The organism is Pseudomonadota bacterium (genome assembly GCA_013285445.1).
Taxonomy (GTDB): Bacteria; Pseudomonadota; Gammaproteobacteria; order Xanthomonadales; family Wenzhouxiangellaceae; genus Wenzhouxiangella.
Genome location: CP053448.1, coordinates 86,348 through 113,162 on the forward strand (window position 1 = coordinate 86,348; position 26,815 = coordinate 113,162).

Consider the following 26,815-nt stretch of genomic DNA (forward strand, 5'->3'; position numbering starts at 1 on the left):
TGTAGGCCACCGGCCGATCGCTGCGGGTTCAGGCCGGCGGCGGCTCGGACTCGGCGGGCTCAGGTTCCGGCTCATCGTCGCGCTCGCGCTCACCTTCAAGCAGGCCGCGCAACAGCTGCTCGGCACCGCGGCGGGTTGCGTCACCGGTTTCCTCCTCGCCGTTTTCATCGGCATCCGGGTCGCGGTCGAACAACCGCCGGCCGATTTCCTCGCTGATCGCCCGCTCGGCAATCTTGCGAAGATCCACGCTGACGGTTGGCCCGAGCACAGGGCCGGCAATCTCCAGCGGTATGCGGCCACCGGTCGCCCGACGCAGCTGATCGGGCATCATGGCGGCCAGATTCTCGCCCAGATCCAGCGTCACACTGTAGGCCACCCGGTCGGCGGCAAAATCGATCTGACCGCTGCCGCTGGCCGCGAATCCCTCGGCCGCCAGGTTCAAGCGGGGCAGCATGATGACGCCCTCGCTGGCGCTCAGGCTGCCGGAGAGCTCGCGAAAAGCCGTCTCTCCGCCAAAGGCACGGCTGATGTTGCCGAGGTTGGAAACCGTCAGCTCCTGGTCGATGAGCTGGCGAAGATCGACACCGCGCACGGCGCCATCGGCAATCGTGAAGCTGCCCTGGCCATCCAGGGTCGCCAGAATGGCTTTCGGGCTCAGGCCACTGAACGACAGATCGAGATCCAGCCCGCCACGGCCGGTCACCGGAAGCTGCCCGCTGACCACCGCAGCCAGCTGCTCGATGGCCACGCCGGACAACCTCGGCGTCATCGAAACGGCCGGCGGCTGGCGATTGAAGTCGACGCTGACACGGCCATCGAACTGACCGCCGAACAACCCCGCGCCGAGTGGATCGAGCAGCAGCCGGCCATCGCGCAGCCGACTGCGCGCGCGAACGTCGTTGAGGCGCACGCCTTCGGCCAGCAGCAGTTCATCCAGCTTCAGCTCGAAGCGAAGATCGAGCGCCCCAAGCGCGCTGAAATCCTGCGGCGCACCCGTGTCGCCAGCACTTTCGGCGGCCGTCTCGGCCGGCACCAGCTCGGTCAGATCCAGCCGTGAACCGGTCACGCTCAGTCGCGCCACCAGCGGCATACCCAGCTCCGCCTGCCCGTCCAGCTCGAACTGCTGTTCATTCAGGCTGATGACGGCAGCGGGCAATGAAACACTGACCGGACTGCCCAGCGTGGCGCTCAACGGCTGTCGGGTCTCGAAGCCGACGGGCAGGGTCGCATGCGACAGATCGAGCCGCAGGCCCTCGATTTCGGCCCGCTGCGGGCTGGCCGCGAGATCGACCGAAACGCGGGCGCTGGCCCGAGCACTGGCACCGGCCGCGGGCAGATCAAAGTCGGCCCGATCGACGGCCAGGTCGATCCGATCGAACGCGCCCGACAGCGTGATCTCGCCGGCCAGTCCCAGCGTGGCGACCGGCGCGTCTTTTTCGATCAGCGCTGCCTCCAGAGTCACCGCCGTCGGCTGGTCAGGGAAAAAGGGTGCCAGTTCCAGGCTGTCGATCCGGATTTGCTGGCGCTGACCGCTGGCCTCGTCAATCAGGCCCACCATCACGTCGGCCAGACGAACGGTACCGGTCTGCAAGGTCACTGATTCGGCGGCATCCGGCCGATCCGGCGCTGGCTCACCGGCAAACAGACCCTCAAGATTGGATTGCCCGGTGCGGCTGGTGACCAGGTTGAAGCGCGCCGATTCCAGCGTTACGGCGCCGATCTCGATATCGCCGCTCAACAGCGGCAGCAGACGCAGCGAAGCGGTCGCGCGGCCGATTTCGGCGAGCAACGGCAAGGCAGCCATCTCGGGCGGGTTGCCCAGGCGCGCGTCCTGGATCTCGAAGGCCAGCCGCGGCCACAGCTTGAGATCAATCGGCCCGTCAAGCCGGACTTCGCGGCCCAGCAGCTCGGTTGCGCGCGCTGCAATCTCGTCGCGATAATCATCCGGATCGATCAGGGCAACCGCGGCAGCGGCCCCAATCAGTACCACCACCACAAGAACTATCAGGATCAGAACGACTCGTCGCAACATGGACCGGCCTCACGCAACTGCTCGACGACAGTGTACGCCAATGCCCACCGCCCGGTGATGACGCCCGCCTTTTGCGATTGGCTCCGGCCGTGCCCCAGCGTGGCGGCGGACCAAAGCCGGCTCAGATCCCGAACCAGGCGAAAACGTAGCCTTCCATGAGCTCGTCGCGGTGCGGCGCGACCAGCTGCACGACCGACTCGGGAGCGTTGGAGACCCGCCGCGGCTGCGCCTGGTCTCCGAGCGCGGCCACGGCCACATCCTGGCCCAGCGCCAGATAGGTCTGATTGCGCACGTAGTAGTATTCCTGCAGTGAGAAATTGTAGCGGTTGAGCGCCTCGACCTGGGCCCGCTTGGCGACCAGCAGCAGATCGCCCAGATCGCGATAGCCACTCACCAGCTGGCCCAGACCACTCAGCCGGCCTTCACCCTCCAGCTCGCGATCGATCGCGTCAAACTTCTCCTTCAGCGCCTCGAAGCGGTCGGCCATATGCTCGCGGATTTCGCGCTGGGCGACGAGAAAGCGCTGGAACTGCTCGGGTGTGACCTGACCGTCGGCCGGTGCGGCGTAAGGCCCCGTCTGATCGATCTGCCCGCTGATGGCGGCAAACTCCTTCTGGAACGCATCGAGGTCGACGGCAAACTCGTAGGCAGGCTTGACGACAAAGAAATAGGTCAGCGTGCCGCCGCCCACCACAAGCACCGCAACGACGACCAGACACCCGACGAGAAAACCCTTCATGGCAAAATTCCCTTTTTTGTACGGAGAAAGTTGCCATTGATACGTATTTTTTCCGTATTTTCGGCCAGACCTCACCGACTTCCGTCAACCGGTCACAAATAATCCGTACCATATGCCGACCCGCATAAGCAGTCGCAGGAGCTGCCGTGATCAGAAACATCGCCCGCTTTTCAGGCTGCCTGGCCTTGCTCGGCCTGATCGCCCTGATCACCGGCTGCCGGCTCGGCTGCCACAGCGAGTTGCGCGACGATCCGCGCCAGACTACGCCGCTGCTGCTGGTCTCGATTGACGGCTTTCGATACGACTATCTCGATCACTTTGAGACTCCAGCGCTCGATCGCCTGGCGCGGGACGGGCTGCGCGCCGACAGCCTTCACCAGGTCTTTCCAACCAAGACCTTCGCTACCCATTACAGCCTTGTCACCGGGCTGCACCCGGGCACGCACGGCGTGGTGGCCAACAACATGTGGGATCCGAGACGACAATCCCGCTTTTCCCTGCGTGATCGAGAGGCCGTTAGCGACGGCTACTGGTATCAGGGCGGCGAGCCGATCTGGGTCACCGCCGAGCGTCAGCGCTTGATCACCGCGACCTATTTCTGGCCCGGTTCGGAGGCTTGCATCGGGCGGGTGCGCCCGACCTACTGGAAGCCCTACGACGGTCGCGTTGCACACGCCGAGCGCATCGACCAGATCCTGGACTGGCTCGACCTGCCGCCCGACCAACGCCCCGCCTTCCTCACCTTGTATTTCAGCGCCGTCGATTCAGCCGGCCATCGTGGTGGACCGCTGTCTGAAATGACGCGCGCCGCAGTCGCTGACGTCGACGGCCATCTCGGCGATCTGCTCGACGCGCTCGAAGCGGACAATCGACTCGATGCGATCAACATCATCGTGGTATCGGACCACGGCATGTCCGACGTCGATACACAGCGCAGCATCCTGCTCAATGAACTGATCGACCTGACCGGTCTCAACATCTCCGACTGGGGCCCGGCAGCGCAGATCTGGACAGGGGCGCGTGACCCGCAGGACCTGGTCGCAGAGCTGCGCGAGGCGCACCCGCACCTGCGCGCATGGAGGCGCGACGAAATCCCGGCCCGCTATCACTTCGGCAGCCACCGCAGGGTGCCCGATGTGCTCGTCGAGGCCGATCCGGGCTGGCTGATCACGGCCGCTCCGTTCGCGGCCAACGACCGCTCACCGCCACTGGGCATGCACGGCTGGGATCCGGCGCTGGCCGAGATGCATGGCGTCTTCATCGCCCGTGGCCCGGACTTCATTGCGGGAACCCGTTCGCCGGCCGTGCACAGCGTCGATCTGTATGCGCTGATGGCCGAGCTGCTCGACCTCCAGCCCGCCGAGCACGAGGGTCGCCTGGAGGCGTTCAGCCCCTATCTCGGTGACGGACCGGCGCCGGCCTACCGGGCAGAGCGATTCGACTGCCGGAGCGAAATCGTCGAGGCGCGCATCGGGGCACAGCACATGGCGCTCCACATCGGCGAATTCATTCACGTGCTCGACCGGGTCGGTGACGGACACTTCGAGGCGGTCGACCTGGCCTTCGAGATCGACGGCGAGACGGCCGGCGGCCGGGTCGACGGCCGTTCGCTGGAAGGCTGCCGGCGTCTGCCTTGAAGCGGCCCGGCCCGCGCTCAATGCCCGGGGTGAGCTCCGTTATGCCCCGCCCGGTCGCCGTAACCACGCCGCCTCGCGTAGGCAGCGATCTGCTCGTCGCTGAGCAGCGCGGCCTGCTCGATGTGAGCCTGCAGGTGCACCTGGCGCAGCTCGCCTTCGATGCGGGCACTTTCGGAGACCCGTTCGCTCAGTCGCTGTCCGGAAGCACCGCCCTCGGCAAACAGCCGGTCGAGCGTCGCCTCGGCCGCGATCAGCTCACGACCCAGGGCTCTGGCGCGATCTCGCATTGCTTCCAAAAGCGCCTGGCTGCGTCGGCGCTGCTCGGCATCGAGCCCGAGCTCATCAGCCATTTCCAGAACGTGCAGCGGACCGGGATAGCCGTTGAGTTCCGCGGCCTTCGCATAACCCAGCCCTCGTCCCATCTCCAGCGCGCTGATACGCTCGTCTGAAAGCGCCTTGATTGCGCGGGATTCCTGCTTGGCATAAGGCGACTGAGCGAACGCAGCGGGAAGCGACAACAGGCATAAAAACAGAAAAGCCATTTTCATGGGCTTGGGTCCGTTGAATCACTGAACCGCAATCATAGCCGGTCCGGAGCCAGGCGGCAGCAGCGCCTGACCGCCGGTCAGGCCGACTCCGAGCAGGCGCAAAATGACCGAACGCGCCTCGACCCAGGCCGGCGCAAATGGCGCGATCGGATCAAAATGACCGGCACCTTCGACGATATGGCGCTCGGCCGCACCGCCAACGGCGCGAATTCGGGCCGCGTGGATCACGCTCTGGGCAAGCGGAACGATCGGGTCGACACGACCGTGGACCAGGTACACCGGCACGCTCGGCGGCAGCAGGCGCGCCGGGCTGGCCAGCGGCAGGCGCGCCTGCCGCATCGAGTCGGACTCGCCCAGCAGCGCCGCCGCCGACCGATTGCAGCTGCCCTCGCCGCGGGCATAGCGCTCCAGGTCGGTGATGGCGGCCAGCGCGACCACGCCGCGCAGGCCGGGGGCGTTTCGAGCGCGCCAGGGATGTTCGGCCGGCAGCTGCTCCCGACCGGCCAGCCACAGCGCCAGGTGGCCGCCGGCCGAATGCCCGGCCAGCACCACGCGATCGAGATCGAGCGGCAGGCCTTTGTCCAGCTCACCGAGCTGCGCGTAGCCTGCGGCCACGTCATCGAAAGTGCCCGGCCAGCCGCCGCCGTCCTCGCCCAGGCGTCGGTATTCCAGCGACCAGACGGCAACGCCGTGCCGCGCCAGATCGGCGGCCAGTGGCGCGACATGGTCGAGTCCGTATTCGACCCGCCAGCAGCCGCCGTGGATGAGTACGGCCACCGGGAACGGACCTTCTCCGGCGGGCAGCCGCAGCTCGCCGAACTGGGACGGCGCCTCGCCGTAGGCGATGCGCTGACCGGGTTCGGGACTGGGCTGCGCGACGATTTCCGCCCATCCCACCGGCTCGTTCGCCGCCACGCTCGTGCTCACCCAGAGCGCGGCCAGCAGCATGCCGACTCGTCGTCTGCTTGGTCGGTCCTCACTGACCACCGTCAGCCCTTGCTGGTGCGGCTCGCTGTCGGGAGACCGCCCGCGACATCACTCAGACGCCGGCGTCCAGACCGCCAGCTCATGGCCGTCGGGGTCGTGAAAATGAAAGCGCCGACCGCCTGGAAACTCGAAGGGTTCGGCCGTGACCCCGGCACCGGCCGCGCGCACCGCCGCCAGGCTGGCGTCGAGATCGTCGGAAAAGAGAATGAGCAGCACGCCGCCGGGCGTGACCGACTCGACCGGACGGAAGCCGCCCGATTCCTCGTCGCGCCCGCCGCCGGGCCGCCGGATACCGACGTACTGGTCGCCGTAGTCGTTGAAACGCCAGCCGAAGACCTCGCCGTAGAAGCGCTTGGCGCGGGCCAGGTCGGTTACCGGGATTTCGATGTAGTCGATCGCGTGGTGGATGTGGTTCGGGGGGGACACGTCTTTCTCCTGGCTGCCCGTTCGCTGAAGGGACAGGCGCGTTGCACGGAAGAACCGAGCATGCCTCGACACCACCCAGCCGTCAAGCTGCGCCGGGCAGGACGAGGCTGGTCTGCTAGACTCGCTTCGACCCCACGGGAAGAGTGAACGTAGCGATGCAGATCTGGATCAATGGCCGGCTCGTCCCCGAGGCGCAAGCGAGCGTGTCGGTCTTCGACTCCGGCTTCGTACTGGGCGACGGGGTCTGGGAGGGTGTGCGGGTCGTTGGCGGCCAGGCGGCCTTTCTTCAGGCGCACCTGGCACGGCTGGAGGAAGGGGCTAAGGCACTCATGCTGACGGGAATGCCCGGGCGGGAGGCGCTGGTCGAAGCCGTCTCGGCCGTCATCGAGGCCAACGGCCTGGCCGACGACGCCCACCTGCGCATCATGCTCACGCGCGGCATCCGACGCTCACCCTACCAGGACCCGCGCCTGGTCGCTGGCGGACCAACGGTCGTGATCATTCCCGGCCATCATCCGGTCACCGAGGAGATCCTGCAGAAGCCGCAGCGCCTGTTCACCGTGCATGTCCACCGCGGCGCACCCGACGTGCAGGACCCGCGCCTGAATAGCCACAGCAAGCTCAACTGCATCCTGGCCTGCATTCAGGCCAGCGTGGCCGGTGCCGACGAGGCGCTGATGCTTGATCCCGACGGCTTCGTTGCCACCTGCAACTCGACGCACTTCTTCATCGTGCGCGGCGGGGTCGTAATGACCTCTGACGGGCGTTACTGCCTTGGTGGCATCACGCGCGGCCACATGCTGGAACTGTGCCGCGACATTGGCATCCCCTGTCAGGAGAAGAACTTCAGCCTGACCGACGTCTATGCCTCCGAGGAAGCCTTCACCACCGGCACCCTGTCGGGCATTCGCCCGGTCGGCGAGGTCGACGGGCGAACGATCGGCAGCGGCGAGCGCGGTCCGGTCACCGAACGGCTGCAGCGGCTCTACGTCGAGCTGCTTCGAAGGGCGGCCGGTGACTGAGCCGCTTCGTATCGCCATGTGGTCGGGACCGCGCAACATCTCCACGGCCATGATGCGCGCCTTCGAAAACCGCCCCGACTGCGCGGTCAGCGACGAGCCGCTCTACGGCGCCTGGCTGAAGATCAGCGGAGAAAAGCACCCAATGCACGAGGAGATCGTCGCGGCCATGGACTGCGACTGGCGCTCGGTGGTTGACGATCTCACCGGCGCGGCACCCGAAGGCAGGCCGGTCTGGTACCAGAAGCACATGACCCATCACATCCTGCCGGAGATGATGGATACCGGCTGGCTGTCGAAACTCACTCACGTCTTCCTCATCCGTGACCCGCGCCACGTGGTCGCTTCCTACCTGGGCAAGCGCGACACTGTCTCGCCCGAAGCCATCGGCGTACCGCAGCAGCAGGCACTCCACGACTTCATCACCGGCAGGGTCGGTCAGAACCCGCCGATCATCGACAGCGGCGAGTTCCTGACCGATCCGGAAGGCCATCTGCGCGCCCTGTGCGAGCGGCTTCACATTCCCTTCAGCAACGAGATGCTGTCCTGGCCCGCCGGACCGCGCGAAAGCGACGGCGTGTGGGCGCCCCACTGGTATCAGAAGGTGTGGGAAACAACCGGCTTTGGCCCGCCGCCGGGCGCGCCACCGGAGCTGGCGGGGCGGGCACGAGCAGTGGCCCAAAGCTGCCGGCCGCTCTACGAGCAGCTCTACCGCAAGCGCCTGGGGGTATGAGGATTCAGCGCTGCAGGGGAGTGCGTGACCGGTTTGTCGAGCGTTTGGGGATGGTCCGCTGCCTGCTCACGCAGACTGGCGAAGCTCCCGGCCGGCGCGGGCCATTACCCGCAGGGCCGAGCGCAGCAGGAACAGCACCAACAGTCCCGCCACAAGCAGGTCGGGCCAGGCCGAGCCGGTCGCCCAGACTGCCGCCGCGGCCGCGAATACCGACAGGTTGGCCACGATATCGTTACGCGAGCATTCCCACACCGAGTTCATGTTGACGTCGTCATCCCGGTGACGCATGAGCAGGAACAGGCAGGTGGCGTTGGCCGCCAGGGCGACCAGGCTGAACGCCCCCATCAGTTCGAATACCGGCGTGGCCGGCACGAACAGCCGGTAGACGATCTGGGCAGCCACCACGGCGGCGGCAAGCAGGATCAGCCCGCCCTTGAGCAGAGCGACACGCGCCTTGGTTCGTCGCCCTCGCGCCACGGCATACAGGCTGATCGCGTAGGTGAACGCGTCGCCGAAATTGTCCAGGCTGTCGGCCAGCAAGGCGCTGGAGTGAGCGGCCCAGGCTGCAGCCACGATGATGAAAAACATCACCGCGTTGATGGCGAATACCACATGCAGCGTACCGCGCTGGCGCTCGCGCAGCAGCGCTAACGAATCACCGTGGTTGCAGCAACCGCTCATGAACTCGGGCTTGTGGAAAAAGGGTCCGGCACCTGGAGTTGGCCTGCCTGCTCGAATCGGAGTGCCTACTGTAACCCGGCTACTCGCCGGCCACCGTTCGTGAAAACACGTTGATAATCACCACGCCGGCGACAATCAGCGCCATGCCCACAAGCGCCGGCGCGTCCAGGCGCTGGCCGAAGAAGGCATATCCGGCCAGCGCAATCAGCGCCACCCCGACACCGGCCCAGATGGCATAGGCGATACCCACCGGCAGGGTCTTGAGCGCCAGGCCGAGAAAGAAGAACGCGACGGTGTAAGAGGCCACAACCGCCAGCGACGGACCAAGCCTGGTGAAGCCTTCCGCACTCTTGAGATACGACGTGCCGATGACCTCGGCGACGATCGCGATCGACAGGTAGAGCCAATGGGACATCGCGTTTCTCCATGCGGTTGCAGTCAGAGGATCCGGCCGGCCGGTGGTCCGGTTCGCAATAGAAGGGGATCGCAATGGCACCAGGAGGCTCGGCCAGTCAATTTCCACCCCGCCGCCACCGGGCCTGGAGTAGTCTCATAGACTGAAAGACCGATGGTAGCAAAATGATCTCTCGCATTGTATCGGCGCAACGGCGACTCAGCGAGTCCGGCGGGACTGCGCCGGTGTTGCTGTCGTGGCGCCTGCTTATCCCGTTTGCGCTACTTGCCCTGGGCGTGGCCGTTCCCGGGGCCGGCCGGATCATGGTCGAAACCGTCAGCGAGGCCTACCTGCAGGTGTCGGTGTTCGTCGCCTTCACCCTGGCGCTGATCTACGGCGCCGAGCGCCTGTTCAATTTCGACATGGCCGCGTTTCTGAGCGGGCATCCGCGCAGCCAGGTGCCCGTTGCCGCCTTCCTGGGCGCGCTGCCGGGCTGCGGCGGCGCGATTGTCGTGGTCACCCAGTACGTCAACGGCCACGTCGGTTTCGGCGCGCTGATCGCCGTGCTCACCGCCACCATGGGCGACGCCGCCTTCCTGCTGCTGGCGCGCGAACCGCTGACCGGGCTGATGGTCTTCGCCCTGGGCATGATCGTGGGCACCATCAGCGGCTACCTGCTCGAGGCCCTTCATGGGCGCGACTTCATGCGCCAGCAGTCCCTGACCTCGCCGGAAGAGGCCGAGCGCCGGGCGGCGGCCGCGCGCCATCGCTCGATCTCCATCCGCACGCTCCACCCGGTCTGGATCGCGCTGATGCTGCCGGGCCTGGTCTTCGCCGTGCCGATCGCCATGCAGCTCGACCCCAATAGCTGGTTCGGAAGCTTGTCCACCTACCAGCCAGTCACGCTGCTGGGCTTTGCCGGCGGCTGCCTGGCACTGCTGATGTGGGCAGCCCACCTGTCGTCCGACCCCGGTCACCAGTACACCGCCGCCAACCCCAGCGACCTGGCCGAGCCCAGCCCCACCCCAGTCTTGCGGGTCATCAACGACACCAACTTCGTCACCGTATGGGTCATCGCCGCCTTCCTGCTGTTCGAACTCGGCGTGCACTTCACCGGCGCCAACCTCAACAGCTGGTTCGCAGTCTGGGCGCCGCTGACGCCGCTGATCGCCGCGCTGGTCGGTTTCCTGCCCGGCTGCGGGCCGCAGATCATCGTCACCACGCTCTACCTGACCGGCGCCATCCCCGTGGCCGCATTGTTCGCCAACGCAATCAGCAATGACGGCGATGCCTTGTTTCCCGCGATTGCCCTGGCGCCGAAGGCCGCTATCGTGGCCACCCTGTACACCGGCATCCCGGCGCTCATCGTCGGCTACGCGGTCTATTTCCTGATGGGCTGAAGCCTGTCAGGTGGCCACGCCGAACAGGCGCCCGACGCCAGCAGTGGCCGCCATGGCCAGGGTGCCCCAAAACGCGACCCGGGCTGCGCCCACCCAGATCGAAGCCCCGCCGGTTTGCGCTGCCACCGCGCCCAGCCCGGCCAGCAGGGGCAAGCAGGCGCCGGCCACCATCGGAATGACCAGGTCGATCGGCGACAGCCAGGCCACGCCCAGCGGCAGGCCGGCACCCATGGAAAAGGTCACTGCCGACGACATCGCAGCCAGGATGGGACGCGCACTCGTCTGCTCCGAAATTCCGATTTCGTCTCGGGCGTGGGCGCCGAGGGCGTCGTGTTCCATTAACCGCTCGGCCACCTTGTCGGCCAGCGCCGCGTCCAGCCCGCGCTGGCGATAGATCGCCGCCAGTTCCGCACGCTCGGCCTCCGGGTTTTCCTCGATCGATTTCTGCTCGACAGCCAGGTCGGCTTTCTCGGTATCAGCCTGCGAACTGACCGAAACGTACTCGGCCGCGGCCATCGACATCGCACCGGCGATCAGTCCGGCCACGCCGGCGATCAGGATGTTTTCGTGCGTGGCGCCGGCGGCCGCCACGCCGATGATCAGGCTCGAGGTCGAAACGATGCCGTCGTTGGCGCCCATCACGGCCGCCCGCAGCCAGACCGTGCGGTGCACGCGATGCGGCTGGTGAAGATGCTCCGGTCCGCTGCTCGATTCCGTCATCTGCACGCTACCGCCACGCCCGCGAAACCGCGCGTTTCCTGGGCGCAACAGCCATCAATCCAGCACCGCATCGACCGGCCTCCTGAGCGATTTCGGCATGACCGGGCCGCGACCGAAGCGCACGACCAGGTCCGGGCGCGCGCCGTCAAGCCCGAGGGCGGCGGCAAACTCCGGGCGCAGGTCCGACGCCTCCACGGGTTGGTTGAGGAAGGCATTGCGAATGCCCAGGGCGGTCGCCTGGAGCGCGAAACGCTGGTAGCAACGCCCGGCCTCGACCCAGTGCGCCGTGTCGTCGACCGCCGAGTGGAACACGGCAATGCCCGCCGAACTGCGAATCTGCCGGGCGTACTTGTCGGCTTCGGGCCGCGCCCGGAAGAAGGCGCGGAACAGCCAGCGCCCGAGCCAGCGCGGCGCCGGGGGCGCACCCGTGGCGCGGGCCGAAAGACCGTCGCCGCGCGCTACCGCCTCGCGGTCGCTGAAGCGAATCCAGTGCTCCAGTTCCCTGACGAACGCCGGGTCGCCGACCTGGCGCGTATTGCCTTCCACCACGTATTCGAGCACGCGCTCCATGGCCTGGTGATCGGTCAGCACCAGCATGCCGACGCCCCGCCCCTGGCCGGCCGCTTCGAGCTGGACAAGCTCACCGTTGGCCAGCGCCTTGCCGTCGTATTCCGCTCGCGTGCACTGGCGCTCGGCAATGGCCCGGAACCGATCCGTCTCCTCGGCTGCCGCAGGCGCCAGCGTGACCGTATTGCTGCCCGAGACTGCGTCATGGCTGGACCGCGCTTCGAAACCAAAAGCGCGCGCCGCCAGTGCCAGGTTCTCGATGGCGCAGCCCAGCGACACGTGCAGGTGGTGATCGTCGGGGTCAACGACCGGCGTTCGGCGCGACCAGTCGGGCAGCACCTCGATGGCATCATCCCGAATCCGGAATCGCCAGCATTGCGTGTTGTGGCCCGACGGCGCAAGCGTGGCGCAACGCACCATCGCCCGCAGCGCCGCTGTCTTGTCAGCCGCGTGCGCCTGGCACGCCCGCCTGGTTTCCTCGACCGCCTGCTGGTAGTTCATGATTTGCCTCCGCGTTTGCTGCCCGCCGTCATGAATTCACGGTTCGGGAAAATCGACGCGGGTCACGTCGACGACGAAGAAGGGGAAATAGTCCGGCGTGCCGAAGTGATTGCCCGCCTCGACGTGCGTGGGCAGGCAAAAGCCGTCGAAGCTGCGGAAGGCCGAAAGCCTGCCGCCGAACGGCTGCAGGCGGTGGCGCCGCTCGGCGTTGGCGTTGCTCCAGCGGTCGAAACGCACCTCGCAGGGCCGGCCGTCGGAATCGACCTCGACGTCGACGGCCTGCGACAGCCCGCCATGGGCGACGGTCACGCGGGCGCAGCTTTGGCCAAGCGCCTCCCAGGTCACGCCGGGCCCGGGCAACAGGGCGGCCGGGGTCCAGAACACCGCCTCAGCGACGTAGCGGCCGAAGGCCGAGCGTGCGTGGTCGGGATCACCGCCCAGGCGCGCGACCGGCAGCACGCCCATCAGCCAGAAGCGCGTCCAGCGCTCGCTGTCGGAGCCGGAGAAAATCATCGGCCCGCGACGGGCCGACATCGACCAGACAAAGCCCTCGGGCGCGGCCAGCACCTGGCGCGCGCTCATCGCCATGTAGCCGGGTCGCTCCCGGCTGCCCATACCGAAGCGCCCGCGCATCTCGATGCGGGCCACGGTAAACAGCGGCGTGCCCGGCTCGATCGCGGCCCGGAAATAGCGCTGCGCCGCTGCCGGCAGGCCGGCAAGCCGGGCCGGATCGAAGCGAGCCGGGCGATGCGGCTGCGTCGAAACCAGGCGCTGCATGGCCTTTTCGTCCGCCCGGTAGTCACGAAGCCGCCAGGCGTAAAGGGCCAGGAAGACCACGAGCACCAGGCCGAGGGCGGTACTCACGGACGCCTCCACCGGCACCGGGGGGCCCTCACTCGGCCGGATCGCACCCGCGCGCAGCTTGCTCGTTGCAGCATTTGCCCTCGCTCCGCCAGCCCTATCGCGGAGAATGCCCGAGCTGGGTCAACGCATTCAGGTTGTCCCACTCGACCCACATTTCGGCGATCTTGCCTTGTTCCAGGCGCAACACGGCGATGAAGGGGATGTCGAGGGGCTTGTCGGTGGGCGGAAACGGGCCGAAATGCCCCTTCTGGGTGCCACGATAGCGCGCGTGAACGGCAACCAGGTCATCCTCGCCCAGCAGATGTTTGATTTCCTGGCTGGCATCCGGTACCGCCGCCAGGTCCTGGCGCAGGTAGGCCTTGAACTGCTCGAGATTCTCGACCGTCACGCCCGGCGTCGCCGCGCTGTAACGATGAACATCGGCCGCCACAAGCCGGTCCAGGGCTTCGAAATCGCGTTCGTTGATCGCCGCGATCATCTGCCGGACGGTTTGTTTGTTGACCTCGGCCAGGTCCTGGGAACAGCCGGCGGACAGGGCCAGCCCGATGATGAAGACCAGCAATGGTTTCTTGAACATGATCGTGCTCCCGTTACACCCCCCTCTGATGAAGTAACCCGCGCCCGCACCCGCACGAGCGTCTCCCCCGATTCAGGTACGCGCCGTGCTTTCGCCGCCGGCGTGTTGCCCGAGAAATTCGAGCAGGGCTGCGTTAACCGCCTGCGGCCGCTCGAGCGACGAAAGGTGCCCCGCCCGCGGGATCACCCGCAGCGTGGAACCGGGCAGGCGTTCGTGGATCTGTCGCGACAGCGCGGGCGGCAGCGATCGGTCCTCCTCGCCCACGACGACCAGCGCCGGCACGTCGATCTCCTCCAGCCGTTCGAGCAGCGAGTCGCGCTCGAGCAATGCCTCCAGGCCTCGCAGCGCCGAGGGCACGTGCATGGAGCGCACCTGCGCCTTCCAGTCATCGACGATGGCGGGGTTTTCGCGCCGGGTGGTCGAGCCGAACATCAGGCGGGCTACGGCGGGTATGAACGGGCCCAGGCCGACGGCCCGAACCCCCAGGCCCATGGCACGATACTTCAGTGCGCGCAACACGGACTCCCGGCCGGCATCCGTGTCCATCAGGATGAGCCCGCCGACGCGATCGGGATGCGTCAGCGCCGCCCGCAGGGCGATCATGCCGCCGATCGAAAGCCCGCACCAGACGGCCCGCTCGATCTCCAGCCCGTCGAGCACGGCAACGACATCCTCGACGGCATCGTAGAGCGAGAAGGGCGCGGTGGCATGACCGGATCGGCCGTGGCCACGCAGATCGGGATTGATGACGCGGTAGTCGCCAGCCAGGGCCGGCAGCTGCTGGCGCCACATCGTGCCGGAACACAGGAAACTGTGCCCCAGCACCAGCGGCGGGCCGGCGCCCGTGTCCTCGAAGTAGATCTCGATGCCCTGGTTTTCGACCATTGTCTTCTGCCTCGGGCCTTGCCTCGCAGTGTATCGCCGAACCCGGACCGGCGCTAATGGTTCATTGTGGATGGGCCGCGAAGCTGCGGAACAGCCCGCGGCTGCGCAGGCTTTCGCGATCAATGCGAAAACCGGCCTGTTCGACCAGCGCCTCGGTGCGCCGATTGGGATGGCAGCCGCCGGCCACTTTTGTCCACAGCGGCTGGACGGTGTCGAGCAGCCGGGCGCCGATGCGCGAACGGGCCTGCACGTGCTCGAGCATCAGCAGCCGGCCTTCCGCCTTGAGCACGCGCCGGACCTCGGCCAGGCCGCGGCGCGGGTCGGGCACGCTGCAAAACACCAGGCTGGAGACCACGCAGTCGAAGCTGTCGTCGGCAAACGGCAGGGCTTCGGCCGAACCGTTGACCAGGGACGTGCCGGGCACCCGTCGCCGCGCCTTCGCCAGCGCCTCGAGGGCCGGATCGAGCCCGGCCACGCGCACATCCTCGGAGTAATGGCGAAGCGCCAGCCCGGTGCCGCAGCCGACCTCCAGCACGCGACCGGCCGCGCCCGCGATGAGCCTGCCGCGCCAGCGGTCCAGGCCCGGCTGCGTCCACATCATGGCGTCGTAGAGCCAGGGAATCTGTTCAAGACCTCGCGCCATCGTCGCGCCTCGCGTCAACCGGCCCCTGGCGCGGTCCGCTTGCTCACTTGCGCGCCTTGCGGGCCAGCCACCAGAAACCGGCCAGCAGCACCAGCCAGACCACGGTGCGCAGCGTCATCGCGCGCAGGCTGTCGGCGGCAATGGCCGCCCCGGACGAATGCAGAATGAAAATACCGACCAGCACCAGCAGGTTCAGGCCGAAGACCAGCGCCGCGCCACCGCGACCGTGCACGGGATCGCGCCAGCCGATCAAGGCGACGGCCAGGTAAACCAGCCCCATGCCCGTGTTGAAAACCAGCAGGGGCAGGTAGACGACATAACCGGGATCGGCGCCCAGCAGGACCCGGCCGCCGGCGAAGAGGGTGAGCAGGCCGAACAGCGCCGCCACGCCGCAAACGAGCGCGCCAACCAGCCGACCGGAAGTCGGGTTTGTCATGGCAACTGACCGGACAAGCCAGGTTCCATTATGCCTGCGACGAAACCCGCAAGCGGCGACATAAGTCATGCCTAGTGCCCCGAGCGCCAGAATCCAGTCGATCCCGACACCGAGTCGGACCGCGCCAAAAATGCCATAGAACAGGCCCATGATCGCCAATACCAGGCACCACGACCGCGATCTCAGGCCGCCCAGAACCAGCGTGAACCCGATCACGATCGAAAGCGTCGGACACGGTATCAGCCCGGTTGGCGCAGCGTACAGGTAGTCCAAAGGGCTCGCGTTTTGGAGAAAATGCGGATAGACCCAGCCAAACCCGATCAGGAGTGCGCCCGGAACGGCCACCCGGGCAGGTGCAATCTCGACGGCCTCGCGTGAAAAGCGCCCGGCAATGACGAGCAAAGCGATCGCCACCAGCGCGAAGGACGCGCCGTTGAATGGATTGGCGTGGGTCCATGCCAGGATGCTCACCGACACCAGCGGCAGTGCCAGCAGGATGCCGATCATGCGTCTTGACGGGCGCAAGCCAATAACCAGCGTCAGAACAAGGGCTGCAAAACAGCCATGCCAAAGGGCGGCAAGCCAGCGCCAGTCGTTGGCGATCTCTGCAAGCCCAAGCAGTATCCTGTCAGGCGATGGCGAAGTAAATTCCATTTATATCTGCTTTCGATACCGGAGGTGCATAATCAACCTGGGCGTCTTGCGCACGGTTCGATGCCGAACGCTCGCACTGTTGGCGACCTTCGGAGTTTCGGCTATCGCCCACGAGTACATTTTCAGTATGGCCCTTGGGCGTATTCAGGGCGATCAGACCACCTTCTTCCTGCTTCAGGGTGTTGCCAACTTTCATGCCGTCGTGCCCATATATTCAGGTGAGCTGCCGTCCTGGTTATCCAGGCCCTGAGTCGATACATGGATGAGCACACGCCGGGGAACGTTTGAATGCTGAACATCTAGCCACGGGCAAGGATCAGGCTAAACCCAAGCCAGACGACAAAAAGACCGACGACCACGCTTGAAACAACGTAGCTCGCCGCGATGAATATCTCATCCCGGCGCAGCAGGTAGAGCGTTTCCAGACCGAAGGCTGAAAACGTAGTGAACCCTCCGGCAAGGCCCGTGAACAGGAACAGGCGCAGGTCCGGTGAGAAAAAGTGGTGTTTTACAACGAGGCCAGCCAAAACCCCAACCACCAGGCAACCGATGACATTGACCGCGAATGTTCCAATGGGAAATCGCCAATCCAACGCGTGGTGGAGGGTCCAGGCGGAAAGAACATGACGCAAAAAAGCGCCCATGGCCCCGCCCAGTGCAACAATCAACGCCGATTTCATGGAATTCCTGGAGTGGTTGAGTATTGATCCGACAGTCTCCCTTGCCGAAAGCAGGCCAGGGGCGGCCACTGGGGTCTCCGGTAGACCCTGTTGTATCCCGACAGCGAGTGGGCAAGGAGAAAACCCGATGACCATCGTTTCACAGGGTACCAAGAGACAGATTTCGCTGCTTTAACCCGCACCCGAACCGGATGCTGCAAGCGACCGAAAAGCGCATTCTGGAGTTCTGTCCGGCCCGGCCGACCGGTCGTCACAGCCACAGCGAACCGAAAGGGCATTCGGTGGTGCCTATTGGATTGGGCCATTACCGGCACAGCGAGCCAGTCGCACGAACCGCGGATAATAGATGTCCGGATCGGAAAAATGCTCGTCGAACCGAAAGGTATTGGTGGCGTAGGTCAGCACCAGATCAGCCCCGGTCAGTTCGGGATGGGCCTTCGCTGAATAGATCATTACGTTGGGTCGGTCATATTCCGAAGGGCGGTAGACCATCCCTGGTCCCGACCAGGGACCGGTGAGCGTGGGAGCTGTCCGGATCATCACGTCCGCCGGACCGAATCCCTGTGTTTGAAACGCGAGGAACCGTCCGGTTGCCGCATCCCGATGGATGCTCAGCTCGGATGCGCCGTTATCGAAGAGCGGCTGCCGCGGCGCAAGCGATGCGTCCGGAACCCATCCGAGCCGGTCACCGGCCCACCATTCCGGGTTCGTCAGATCGCCCTTGCCGACCTGTTGAGACGGCCACCGCACGGCATGGATCGGGTGCGACTTGACCGGGTCCTGCGACCCGAACGCGTAGACATGCTCATCGAGCACCAGCACCGCGGCAAACCCGACGAGCACGCCAAGTGGGTTGCTGAACGAACCCAGGCGATTCATCCGCCATTGCGGCGGGTCGGCGTCCGGGTTGTCCACCATCCAGGCGACCCATCCCACCGACTCGAAGCCAATTCCGGAAGTGGTGGAACGGACCCGGTTGAGAAACAGCACCAGGCGGTCGCCCACGCGCACGCCGTTTCCGAACCAGTGTCTCTCGTCAGGTTCGTCCGGAACAATCGCTGCCGGACTCCCGTCAGCGGCCCAGCGCCAGTAGAACTGGATCGACGCCGTCGCCGGGTTCGTTCCGGTCTGTATCGCCACGCTGTTGGAAATCATCCGTGCGCCCCGGCGGGCGTGCTCGCCGGCTGGATCGATCCACGAATCGCCGAACAGCCAGAGAATCCGCCCGTCTCCCAGCACGACGGAGGATGCACCATCGCCGCCCACCCAGTGAGGATCGCGCCGGAAGAGTTGATCCGCCTCGCGCCACGCGGCGGCCTCGAAGCAGGGGGTCGCGACCGGCGTCGCGCGGGGCGTGACCTGACAACCCGCCAGCGCGAAAACCAGTGCCAACAGCGTGACGAGCGCGAGCATCTTTCGGGTTATCATAACCCCTCCCATGGGAGCTATCCGGATCCACTCGCCCTTGAACGTGCCGCGGGCGGCCACGCAGGTGGCGAGCCATCGACGAGCGACGGACCCATCAGTTTCCCGAGACCACCGAGAGCGTGACGATGGCCTTCGCGCACAAGGTTTCGCCGCCGGCGGCAATCGAAAACACGTCCGACTCGACAACGACCAGGCTGCGGCCGGCCTTGATAACCCCGGAAACGCAGCGCAGCGAATTCCCGGTGGCCGGTCTCAGGAGATTGATCTTGAACTCGGCCGTGAGCGGATAGGACCCCTTGCTCATGGCAGTCGATGCGGCACCGCCGGCCGTATGATCCGCAAGCGTTGCCAGTACACCAGCATGCACGACGCCATTTTGCTGCAGGTGATCCTGCCTGACCTCCAGGCTCGTAACACACCGGCCGTCCGACACCGAGTCCAGTTCAAGGCCAATGCTCCGGATGAATGGCGCTGACTTGAAAATCTCGCGATGAACAGAGATCGGGACGTCTTCCATCTCTCACCTCCTGAAACCTGCGCCGGCGGAAAACCCGGTCTGGGCCGGTGTTTGATCCTGGTTCCCGGCCCAGCAGTACCTTAGTGCGTCGATTGCTCGGTCTAGCGCCGCGCTCTCAGCGAGAGAGCACATGACTGGTCGTGACCTCTGCAATCGGCTTGTCGCCTTCGCCGGAAACGGCCGTGCGAACCACGCTGACCGTCTTTCCACGCTTGACGAATTCGGAGACCGCCTTGAACGCCCCTGAAGCCTGGTTTCCCAGAAGACTCGCATTCAGTGAGATGGCCAGGGGAAATCCCTTCATGCCCTCCCTGGCTTCTCCGGGCCCCATGACCAGCGCGGTTGCAGCGACATCCGCGAACCAAAGAATGGCCCCGGCATGGGCGACGCCGAACGGGTTCTTGATGCCGGCCGTGACCGGCATTTCAGCGACGACCCGCCCCGCGGTCCACTCCGTCAGCGTGAAATCGATCTCGCCCTTGACCCGCATGGAAGCTTCCTTGAAAAAGAGATGGGCAACAAGCTCTGTCCTGACCAGGATGCCGGTGGCTCAAGCCATCGGATCGCGATCAGGCTTGTCCCTGTGGAGGACGCGATACCAGGCGTAGCACTCGATGGCGACACCGGCGACAAGCAGGCCGACCGCGCCGGCCTGGCTGCCGGCGAAATACGCAGCCAGGGCGGCCACGAACACGAGGAAAGTGATGGCGTGATACATGATTGGTGACATCCTTGCGGAGAGGCGGAAAAGAGACTGTCAGGTTTAACACAAATGCGCGCCGGTATTTGAGTTTTCCAGTGCTACTCAGCGATGCTTTCGCCAGAACCACCCATCTGTTCAGGGACGTCTTTCAACTTGATGATGCCATCGTGGATACGCAGGACCGTCTCCTGGTAATGCACATGAACGCCAGGCTTGAATGGAAAGCCGGGTATCACTGCGGCATACACGTCAGGCAACCCCATCGACGGGTGCTCGGTAAGAATGTGCCCACCGCAGGTCTTGCACCATTTCCGGTGGCTCTGTGGGGTCTTGGCGTAAGCCCCGATATTGTCCTCACCCTGGGTGATGTTCACTGCTTCAGGCTTCCACAGAGTGAACGCATTGACTGGTCCTGCCGACCAGTGCCGGCACGATTCACAATGGCAATAGCCCATTGCGGCAGGATCGCCCGTGACGGTTAATGGGACCGCGCCGCAGAAGCAGCTGCCATAGTACGTTTGCTCATTGTGCATGGTGCACCTCCTGCCTCCATCATTCAGCCTCGCGAAAGGCCGATGGTTGAAATCTCGAAACTCTCCCGTCTGGACGTCCAGCGCCCAGGCACTGCGGCGGCCGCCAGATGGTCCTGCGCCGACCGCGCACCGCCACGAATTGCCATGCGCGTCTCCAAATGCTACCTCTTTTCTTCCATGAGCCCCACCAGATTACCGTCAGGATCCCTGACAAACCCCGCAAGTGCCTTGTCGACATCGCTGACAGTAATGGCAATCTGACCTATCGTTGTAAGTTCAGCAGGCATATCGACGTCCTCGCAGAGCGCCAGGCGTGTGGGTTAACCGGCTCCGCCAGCGAGCTTGAACGGCTTTGCCGCCGCCACGCTTTCCGGCGCCCGGTTGAACCCACGGTCAGGCCTTGGCCGAGAATGCCTCATGGTATGAGACGGTGCCAGATGGCATGGGGCCTTTGAAAAGGAGCGCCTGGAAGTACTCTTGAGGCACTCCAGGGAAAGTCAGCGACGCCTCTGCCATAAACCCGAAGCGAGAGTAATAGCGGGGATCACCAAGCACGACGCACCCAGACGCAGCTAAAACCCGCAGGTCTTCCAGCGCTTGATACATTAGCTTTGTTCCGATACCACTACGCTGGTGCGCTGGCAAAACTGAAATAGGCCCCAGCCCATACCATCCTTCTGCTCCATCGGAAATGGCAACGGGAGATATCGCAACATGGCCCACCACTATACCGCGATCTTCCGCAATCAGCGAAACCGTTAGAGCGCCCTGATTGCGGAGTTCCCGAACGATGAATTGCTCGGTATGGTCGGTATGCTCGGCATTCTTGAACGCGGCGACAGTCACCCGCTCTATCTGGTCGATGTCTGAAGGCGATTCGCTACGGATCTGTATCACTGTTGTTCAAGGCCTGACGCCTGACTTCAGCGGCGTTTGAGGCGACGCCCGTTTTTGCGGCAGCAAAAATTGGTAGCGGGTCAAACGTCCGCTGCAACGATTTGGTGGGCGTCATTTGCGCGGAGCAATACGACGCCGATCCCGACGAACCAAGCGATCTGCAATAGGCCAAAAACAGCTCCCAGTTCACTAAGTGAAGGCACAATTGTCGCAGTACCGCAGACTCCGACTGCAAGGCCGAGCAGGTTGACCGGCTTGGGAAGAACTGCACGCGCTCGAAGCGAAGCCACGCTGATAATCAAAACCCAAAGCCCGCCGACCACTTCCACGCCGCCGCCGATTCCATCCTGGACGATACCGATCACAGTCCACGTTTGAGCTGCCGCCTCAGCGCCAGTTTCATAGGCTCCAGAAACCCAGGCAAGCCCAACGTTTGCCACCATACCACTCGCCACAACCAAGCCAGCCCAAATGAGGCCGAACGGCGTTCCAATCGAGGCTACCAGCGGTGCGCCCGGTTGTAGCAGCCTGTGTAGTACTACAGAAAGCACCACCAGAGCCGCGCCGAAGACCACATAAATGGCGATGTTCCAGAAAATGAACAGAGATTCTCGCTCAAGAATAAACTCCAGCTTCTGGACTTGCGTCCACCCCTCTGTGTTGCCGGGATTCATCGACGTCGCAAGTAGTGCGAAGCCCAGCACATAACATAGCGCTTGGATTGTTGCGGCGGCGCCACCGATTCGCATTTCAAGCTTCATGATTCCTCGACATTCGGGATGCCGTCCAACTTGTAACGTCTGAGCCAAGCGGCGCGGCTTTAGCCGCGTCCGGTGGAGGCCCGAAGGGCCGGAACGTACGTGAGCGATTTGTTATGCGATTTGCTGTAGGGAGTTGGCAAGATCACGGCCTGCAGTCGGTGGCGGGAGGGGCTTCCCCTCCTTGTGGTAGAGATCGATAATCTCGTCAACGATCTGACAGAGCTGGTCGAAGACCGCCTTCTCGTCGTCGCCATGACAGCCACCATAGACGAGGCCGGGTGCACTACCCACGAAACACTGATCTTCCTCAGACCACTCCACAATCTTGGCGTAGAGGGCACTTTCCTTCATTTCTTCGCCTCCTGGACGGCCTTTTCTACCGCCCGAATCTGATATTTCTTGGCGTCATCATCTCCGAGTTTGCCGGAAATCGTCACAGGTTTCGACACATTCGGGTGGATGAAATTCCGGCGGCTACCCTTCCCTCCCCGGTTCCGGAAGCCCGCCTTCTCAAGACTCTTAACCAGTTCGCGTACTTTGGGCGGCACTAGCGGCTTCTAGGAAAGGTCCGAACAACGGCCGATTTTTTGAGAAATCAGCATGAGTTTTGAAAAGTTGGCAATTGGGTTCAGTTCTGCTTCCGTTATGCAGCGGAGATAACCGCCTTTTCCGTTCCAGAGGGAAGATCGACTGAGACGAAAAGCTCTTTGGGGTAGAGATAGTCCTCCCCGGACTCGTCCTTGACACGTAGCTGACCCAAGCTTTCAGCGTCTGGGTCAGGGAGGACTTCGTAGAGCTTGCGGCGTTCCAGAGAGGCCGGATACTCGGCGTTACTGATGCAGATTACAAAGTGCTGATTCATTTCAACTTTCCAGAAAGCGCTTGATTTTGAATTCCTTGCGACCTATGCCGGTTGCCTCGTACCGGTGTATCTCCGCCTCGCGCTCCACGCCACTGGGCAGCCGGAGCCTAGTGTACCCCGTCACTCATCTTGTAACTTATAGAGCGCCGTACAAGCCCGAGCGCAAGGCGGCGCTCGCCGGGAAGGGTGGTGCCCTTTGCAAGAGCGCCAACGCCGCGATCGGGCTTGTACGGCGCTCCCGGTCGGGCAAGCGCCTCAGGGGCCATCTGCGGCGTTGCGATTGCTTGACCTAGCCCCACTACGCCGGCGCAATCGCGCCTTGCATCTGGCCCCTGAGGCGCTCGCTATAAGTCACAAGATGAGTGACGGGGTACACTAGCGAAGCCCTTGCGCTTGTGCCACTTCCCCTTGCCGTAGACCTTACGGAGTCTTGGCAGTTCACGGATGGACCGGCCCACGGCAAAGGTCTCAGTTCCCTCGATTTCACTTACGATCTCGAAGGTCACAAAAGTCTCCTAGGTCGAGACTGCATAACGTCCCGGTTAATCGGCGCAGGCACTGAGTCAACACGGCTTTGCCGGCCTGAAAGCTAACCGGCGTCCGCTTGAGCATTTTTTTAGCGGAATTGGCGAGATTTCCAGTAGCCAGGTTTGCGACTGCCGTGCGCAACTGCCAGGACGAATAGGATATGCCCCTGTTGAGCGTAAATGATGGAATATGGAAAGCTACCAACAACAAAGGACCGGAGTTAGTCGTTAAGCGGAGAGCCGATTTCGGGATTCGCCAGAAGCAGCTCCAAGGCCTCCCTCACCGCCCGGCCGAATCTGTGTCCCAGACCTGGTACCTCGCCCTCGTAGTGAGCAGCTGATTCGATGAACTCGGCTTCAGCCCCCGGATGAAACTCCCATTCCATTAGCCAAGACGGCGCTCAAGCTTAGCGAATACCTGACTGGCTGGGATGCCCTGAGCAGATCCGTCCTTTAATTCCTGGAATCGGCGCTGAGCCTCCTTTAGCCAAACCTCATCCAATTCCTCGTTCGCCGAGTCTTCCAGGTCGGCCACCAGAAGGCCCAAGAGCTCGCGCTTCTGCAGTGGCTGAAGTTCCCGAATTTCAGCTTGAATTTCGGATATCGCTTTTGCCACGTCGGCCTCCGATTTGGTTGAGACTCGCAGTATATCGCTGAATCCTTGCTTCCGCTAACGATCTCGGCATCACGTGCGGTGCGCAGCACCATCAGGTGCATCCCGTTGTTAGAGAGCGGTGCTCTCTGCAAGTCTCCTATCGAGGGTCGACCTGTTCCCTGAGCCAGGTCACCGCTCGTCCAAGCGCGTCGTCTGGGACCTCATGTCCACCATCAAACGCGTCGAGCGTGACATCGTAACCCGCCTCCTTCAAAAGGTCTCGCAACCCCTCGGCCTCGGCAAACGGGACCAACCGATCGGATCGTCCGAGGACAAGCCGCACCTTAAGATGGCTGCCATCTTCCAGGCTGCCACCACGCATCGTGAACAAGTCTCTGTCGATGCCGATACCTATCCCGAACGCGATGATCCCCTCGAACCGGTTTCGATTGTAGAAGCCGCCGCCGAGGGCGTATACCCCCCCCAGAGAGAAGCCAAATGCGTAGAGCGGACCGACGTGATACTGCTCCTGAATCCGATCAATCACGCTTGGGAGAAATTCGAAAGCCGTTATTCTGATCGACTGGGCCTCGATCGCGGGGTCATCGGTCAGGTTCGGGCCGAGGCCCAGGTTCGAAAGCCAGGTGCTCAGCTCCCAGGTCGAGTGTCGGGCCGAATCGTCCGAAGGAACCGGATAGGGACCCTCCGGCACGACGGTCAGAAAACCAGCCCGAGCGAACGCCGTCGCGATCCTCTCGAATCGCTTAGACGAACTGCCGTATCCATGCAAGGCGATCACTGCGGGGTACGATTGCGTGGAGACGAAGCCTTCCGGTAAGTGGACCCGGATCGGGAATAGTGCACTTGCCTTATGCCACAACAACTCGGGCTGAGATTGGCTCGAAGTTGCGGGATCCTCTTGCCCAGTGACAGGCTTCGGAAGAATAAGAAAGAAAATAAAGGCAAGGCACGGCAGAACAGCTCGCTGCAACAACCTGGCGGTAGCCGACCCGATGTTCATGTTGGTTAGTCCTCGCTCCTTTCCCATGGCCGCTCTCAAACGCTAGCCATCAATTGCGCGACGGAAGGAGCGTCAATTGCATGGCCTGGTTAGCTGCGCTTGTAGACATGCTTTCGATGACCAACTTTCACAACCGTTACGACAAGAAGCTCATCTTCCACTTCATATATGATTCGGTACACACCCTGTCGGATTCGGTAGCGCTCTTGTCCTGAAAGCTTCTCACTGCCGACGGGGCGGGGATTCTCCTGCAGCCCCTCCATGCGCTGAAGAATGCGGGCAACATCTTTGTTTGGGATTGGGCGAAGGTCTTTAGAGACAGATTTCTTGAATACAAGCTTATAGTTTGCCATGAGCCTTCAAATCGTCCAACAAAGCCTCATAGCTCATGGTTGGCTCAGAAACCCGTTCCTCGAACGCCGCCAAATCTTCCTGATCCTCAGCCAATGCCGCGCGAACAGCATCATTGACGATATCTGATATTGAACGATGCGTATGCGCAGCCTTCAGCCGCAGCGCCGCGTGTAACTGAGGGTCAAAATAAACCGTAGAACGCTTCGATGTCTCGCTCATGGCATTCTCCAAATATCGTAACAACTTGTCATTATAGCGTCACAACATTAAAGCGTCAATACTTGCCCAGCTAACGCCTTGCTCACCGGTAAATTAGGAGCGCAGCGAGTAATTTATCCGCGTGCAGCAACTTGTTGGGTGTTTGGCAACCGTTCTCGCTCGGTAAATGCACCACCCGTAAAGGCCGAGTAGCACCGGCGCCGCCCAGATAGAGAGGAAAGTGAGCATGACGACGACTCCATAAGCAAGATCATTTGCGCTTTTCTCATGCTCTCGAATTCCGCTCATAAGTCTGAAAACAACGTGCTCAAGATTCAGTGCAGTTAAAGCGATCACGATCAGTATGAGTGGCAACAGCAAGGAGGTTATGGTGGCCAACCAACCTAGCCCACTGAATACCCGCAAAAACCACCCATAAAGCGCCACTCTCCAAGCGGCGACAATAGCCAAGAACCACGCATTGGCCGCAGCGGCCTGATCCATGGCCATAAACCTCTCCACCGGAATCGCATACAGAACAGCTGGCGGTGAAGTGAGCGTGATAAACAAAAGCACGCTGCGATAAGACCAGTTCCGGGGCCTTAGCGGCAACACCAGAAAATAAATTATCGCGGCCAGGACAAAGACATAGACAACCGAACCGAGACCAATATATTGCCAAAGATCGGCGCGAGGGTTATCCCAGTAACGGCCGATACCCACAAGCCACGTGAACAAAAGGCCGAAAGCCAGATAGGCCGACATATTGTCACGTAAGTGGTTGCTAGGGCGCCTGAATAACAGAAACCGTCCCTCATTAAGCAATATTTCTCGAATCATCTTGGTTGCTCAACGTCTGAGCTAAGCGGCGCGGCTTTAGCCGCGTCCGGTGGAGGCCCGTAGGGCCGGAACGTACTTGATCGACTTGTTATGCATTGGACTCAGAAAATGTCGCTTAGTAGGCTTGCTATTGCCTCGAAGATTGCCAAGATTCCGTCCGCGATAGCCTCAAAGACACCCGCGATAGCTTCCAGGACGCCTTCGGCTGCCATAGCCACCGGCGCAGCTAACCCTACAACCGAGCTGGCTATTACTGCCAGGGCAAAGATGTTTAGGCCCGCCACCAACAGGTAAATACCAGATACGATGATTGCAGTGGCGCAGACGGCATTCAGTGCCCTAAGCGCGGGAGATCTACTCGTCTTTTCACTCATGTTGTATTTCTAGGTCGTTGCGGGAGAATCTGATCCGAAATGCATAACGTTCGGGTTAACCGGCGCCTCTACAGAGTTCGCC

The 26,815-nt window shown here is 63.3% G+C and carries 36 protein-coding genes; 4 read left to right on the plus strand and 32 right to left on the minus strand.

The window, feature by feature from the left end:
• Positions 1-28: 28 nt before the first annotated feature.
• On the minus strand, positions 29-2,032 hold the full coding sequence (locus tag HND55_00420) for an AsmA family protein (GenBank protein ID QKK01239.1): 2,004 nt from the start codon (positions 2,030-2,032) through the stop codon (positions 29-31).
• 121 nt (positions 2,033-2,153) lie between these two features.
• Positions 2,154-2,771 carry a hypothetical protein gene (locus HND55_00425; GenBank protein QKK01240.1) on the minus strand — a complete coding sequence of 206 codons (618 nt, stop codon included), beginning with the start codon at positions 2,769-2,771 and terminating at the stop codon, positions 2,154-2,156.
• Positions 2,772-2,917: 146 nt separating this feature from the next.
• On the opposite strand from HND55_00425, the gene HND55_00430 reads away from it, so the two are divergent.
• Positions 2,918-4,408, plus strand: coding sequence for an alkaline phosphatase family protein (locus tag HND55_00430; protein ID QKK01241.1), 1,491 nt, complete (start codon positions 2,918-2,920; stop codon positions 4,406-4,408).
• A 17-nt stretch (positions 4,409-4,425) separates the two neighbouring features.
• Here HND55_00430 and HND55_00435 read toward each other — a convergent pair whose 3' ends face one another.
• The 3 genes from HND55_00435 to HND55_00445 all read right to left on the minus strand — a co-directional run bounded on the left by HND55_00435 (position 4,426) and on the right by HND55_00445 (position 6,351).
• Entirely contained in the window at positions 4,426-4,956 is a 531-nt protein-coding gene (locus HND55_00435) for a hypothetical protein (protein ID QKK01242.1), read from the minus strand.
• Between the two features lie 18 nt (positions 4,957-4,974).
• A complete protein-coding gene (locus HND55_00440; GenBank protein ID QKK01243.1) occupies positions 4,975-5,904 on the minus strand; it encodes an alpha/beta hydrolase in 930 nt (309 codons plus the stop codon).
• Between the two features lie 87 nt (positions 5,905-5,991).
• Positions 5,992-6,351, minus strand: a complete 360-nt coding sequence (locus tag HND55_00445) for a VOC family protein (GenBank protein QKK03930.1) — start codon at positions 6,349-6,351, stop codon at positions 5,992-5,994.
• Between the two features lie 173 nt (positions 6,352-6,524).
• Here HND55_00445 and HND55_00450 point away from each other — a divergent pair, with 173 nt between their 5' ends.
• The gene (locus HND55_00450) at positions 6,525-7,391 is read left to right on the plus strand and encodes an aminotransferase class IV (GenBank protein QKK01244.1); all 867 of its coding nucleotides are present in this window, start codon (positions 6,525-6,527) and stop codon (positions 7,389-7,391) included.
• A 16-nt stretch (positions 7,392-7,407) separates the two neighbouring features.
• The gene (locus HND55_00455) at positions 7,408-8,121 is read left to right on the plus strand and encodes an HAD family hydrolase (protein QKK03931.1); all 714 of its coding nucleotides are present in this window, start codon (positions 7,408-7,410) and stop codon (positions 8,119-8,121) included.
• Positions 8,122-8,187: 66 nt separating this feature from the next.
• Here the strand turns inward: HND55_00455 and HND55_00460 are convergent, their stop codons facing one another.
• Positions 8,188-8,802 carry a cation transporter gene (locus tag HND55_00460; GenBank protein QKK01245.1) on the minus strand — a complete coding sequence of 205 codons (615 nt, stop codon included), beginning with the start codon at positions 8,800-8,802 and terminating at the stop codon, positions 8,188-8,190.
• A gap of 79 nt (positions 8,803-8,881) precedes the next feature.
• The gene (locus HND55_00465) at positions 8,882-9,217 is read right to left on the minus strand and encodes a QacE family quaternary ammonium compound efflux SMR transporter (protein ID QKK01246.1); all 336 of its coding nucleotides are present in this window, start codon (positions 9,215-9,217) and stop codon (positions 8,882-8,884) included.
• 164 nt (positions 9,218-9,381) lie between these two features.
• Here HND55_00465 and HND55_00470 point away from each other — a divergent pair, with 164 nt between their 5' ends.
• Positions 9,382-10,596: an arsenic efflux protein gene (locus HND55_00470; protein ID QKK01247.1), complete on the plus strand. Its 1,215-nt coding sequence runs from the start codon at positions 9,382-9,384 to the stop codon at positions 10,594-10,596.
• 6 nt (positions 10,597-10,602) lie between these two features.
• Here the strand turns inward: HND55_00470 and HND55_00475 are convergent, their stop codons facing one another.
• The 25 genes from HND55_00475 to HND55_00595 form a co-directional block, all read right to left on the minus strand.
• A complete protein-coding gene (locus HND55_00475) occupies positions 10,603-11,316 on the minus strand; it encodes a VIT family protein (GenBank protein ID QKK01248.1) in 714 nt (237 codons plus the stop codon).
• Between the two features lie 54 nt (positions 11,317-11,370).
• Positions 11,371-12,384 carry a Tat pathway signal protein gene (locus HND55_00480; GenBank protein ID QKK01249.1) on the minus strand — a complete coding sequence of 338 codons (1,014 nt, stop codon included), beginning with the start codon at positions 12,382-12,384 and terminating at the stop codon, positions 11,371-11,373.
• Between the two features lie 36 nt (positions 12,385-12,420).
• Positions 12,421-13,260, minus strand: a complete 840-nt coding sequence (locus HND55_00485) for a hypothetical protein (protein QKK03932.1) — start codon at positions 13,258-13,260, stop codon at positions 12,421-12,423.
• 82 nt (positions 13,261-13,342) lie between these two features.
• Positions 13,343-13,825, minus strand: coding sequence for an ester cyclase (locus HND55_00490; protein ID QKK01250.1), 483 nt, complete (start codon positions 13,823-13,825; stop codon positions 13,343-13,345).
• Between the two features lie 72 nt (positions 13,826-13,897).
• Positions 13,898-14,710 (minus strand): alpha/beta fold hydrolase, encoded by an 813-nt coding sequence (locus tag HND55_00495; protein ID QKK01251.1) that lies wholly within the window; start codon positions 14,708-14,710, stop codon positions 13,898-13,900.
• 61 nt (positions 14,711-14,771) lie between these two features.
• Complete coding sequence (locus tag HND55_00500) at positions 14,772-15,353, minus strand: methyltransferase domain-containing protein (GenBank protein QKK01252.1); 582 nt, start codon at positions 15,351-15,353, stop codon at positions 14,772-14,774.
• Between the two features lie 43 nt (positions 15,354-15,396).
• Positions 15,397-15,789, minus strand: coding sequence for a hypothetical protein (locus HND55_00505; GenBank protein QKK03933.1), 393 nt, complete (start codon positions 15,787-15,789; stop codon positions 15,397-15,399).
• A 628-nt stretch (positions 15,790-16,417) separates the two neighbouring features.
• Positions 16,418-16,639 carry a hypothetical protein gene (locus HND55_00510; GenBank protein ID QKK01253.1) on the minus strand — a complete coding sequence of 74 codons (222 nt, stop codon included), beginning with the start codon at positions 16,637-16,639 and terminating at the stop codon, positions 16,418-16,420.
• A 103-nt stretch (positions 16,640-16,742) separates the two neighbouring features.
• Positions 16,743-17,123: a fluoride efflux transporter CrcB gene (crcB, locus tag HND55_00515; protein ID QKK01254.1), complete on the minus strand. Its 381-nt coding sequence runs from the start codon at positions 17,121-17,123 to the stop codon at positions 16,743-16,745.
• 288 nt (positions 17,124-17,411) lie between these two features.
• Entirely contained in the window at positions 17,412-18,611 is a 1,200-nt protein-coding gene (locus HND55_00520; GenBank protein ID QKK01255.1) for a DUF5005 domain-containing protein, read from the minus strand.
• 34 nt (positions 18,612-18,645) lie between these two features.
• A complete protein-coding gene (locus HND55_00525; protein QKK01256.1) occupies positions 18,646-19,068 on the minus strand; it encodes a PaaI family thioesterase in 423 nt (140 codons plus the stop codon).
• A 115-nt stretch (positions 19,069-19,183) separates the two neighbouring features.
• Positions 19,184-19,558, minus strand: coding sequence for a PaaI family thioesterase (locus HND55_00530; protein QKK01257.1), 375 nt, complete (start codon positions 19,556-19,558; stop codon positions 19,184-19,186).
• Between the two features lie 60 nt (positions 19,559-19,618).
• A complete protein-coding gene (locus HND55_00535) occupies positions 19,619-19,786 on the minus strand; it encodes a glycosyl transferase family 39 (protein ID QKK01258.1) in 168 nt (55 codons plus the stop codon).
• Positions 19,787-19,869: 83 nt separating this feature from the next.
• On the minus strand, positions 19,870-20,304 hold the full coding sequence (locus tag HND55_00540; protein QKK01259.1) for a GFA family protein: 435 nt from the start codon (positions 20,302-20,304) through the stop codon (positions 19,870-19,872).
• Positions 20,305-20,697: 393 nt separating this feature from the next.
• Positions 20,698-21,198, minus strand: coding sequence for an N-acetyltransferase (locus HND55_00545; GenBank protein ID QKK03934.1), 501 nt, complete (start codon positions 21,196-21,198; stop codon positions 20,698-20,700).
• 83 nt (positions 21,199-21,281) lie between these two features.
• Positions 21,282-21,962: a DUF4386 family protein gene (locus tag HND55_00550; GenBank protein ID QKK01260.1), complete on the minus strand. Its 681-nt coding sequence runs from the start codon at positions 21,960-21,962 to the stop codon at positions 21,282-21,284.
• 111 nt (positions 21,963-22,073) lie between these two features.
• The gene (locus HND55_00555) at positions 22,074-22,313 is read right to left on the minus strand and encodes a hypothetical protein (protein ID QKK01261.1); all 240 of its coding nucleotides are present in this window, start codon (positions 22,311-22,313) and stop codon (positions 22,074-22,076) included.
• Positions 22,310-22,510, minus strand: coding sequence for a type II toxin-antitoxin system HicA family toxin (locus HND55_00560; protein QKK01262.1), 201 nt, complete (start codon positions 22,508-22,510; stop codon positions 22,310-22,312). Before HND55_00560 ends, HND55_00555 begins: the two co-directional genes overlap by 4 nt.
• A 95-nt stretch (positions 22,511-22,605) precedes the next feature.
• On the minus strand, positions 22,606-22,824 hold the full coding sequence (locus HND55_00565; protein QKK01263.1) for a hypothetical protein: 219 nt from the start codon (positions 22,822-22,824) through the stop codon (positions 22,606-22,608).
• Positions 22,825-23,736: 912 nt separating this feature from the next.
• The gene (locus tag HND55_00570; GenBank protein ID QKK01264.1) at positions 23,737-23,967 is read right to left on the minus strand and encodes an addiction module protein; all 231 of its coding nucleotides are present in this window, start codon (positions 23,965-23,967) and stop codon (positions 23,737-23,739) included.
• Positions 23,968-24,103: 136 nt separating this feature from the next.
• Entirely contained in the window at positions 24,104-24,967 is an 864-nt protein-coding gene (locus HND55_00575; GenBank protein ID QKK01265.1) for a hypothetical protein, read from the minus strand.
• Between the two features lie 89 nt (positions 24,968-25,056).
• Positions 25,057-25,320 (minus strand): type II toxin-antitoxin system RelE/ParE family toxin, encoded by a 264-nt coding sequence (locus HND55_00580; protein QKK01266.1) that lies wholly within the window; start codon positions 25,318-25,320, stop codon positions 25,057-25,059.
• A complete protein-coding gene (locus HND55_00585; protein ID QKK01267.1) occupies positions 25,307-25,540 on the minus strand; it encodes a CopG family transcriptional regulator in 234 nt (77 codons plus the stop codon). Before HND55_00585 ends, HND55_00580 begins: the two co-directional genes overlap by 14 nt.
• Positions 25,541-25,633: 93 nt before the next feature.
• On the minus strand, positions 25,634-26,284 hold the full coding sequence (locus tag HND55_00590) for a hypothetical protein (GenBank protein QKK01268.1): 651 nt from the start codon (positions 26,282-26,284) through the stop codon (positions 25,634-25,636).
• 176 nt (positions 26,285-26,460) lie between these two features.
• On the minus strand, positions 26,461-26,733 hold the full coding sequence (locus tag HND55_00595; GenBank protein ID QKK01269.1) for a hypothetical protein: 273 nt from the start codon (positions 26,731-26,733) through the stop codon (positions 26,461-26,463).
• Positions 26,734-26,815: the final 82 nt, after the last annotated feature.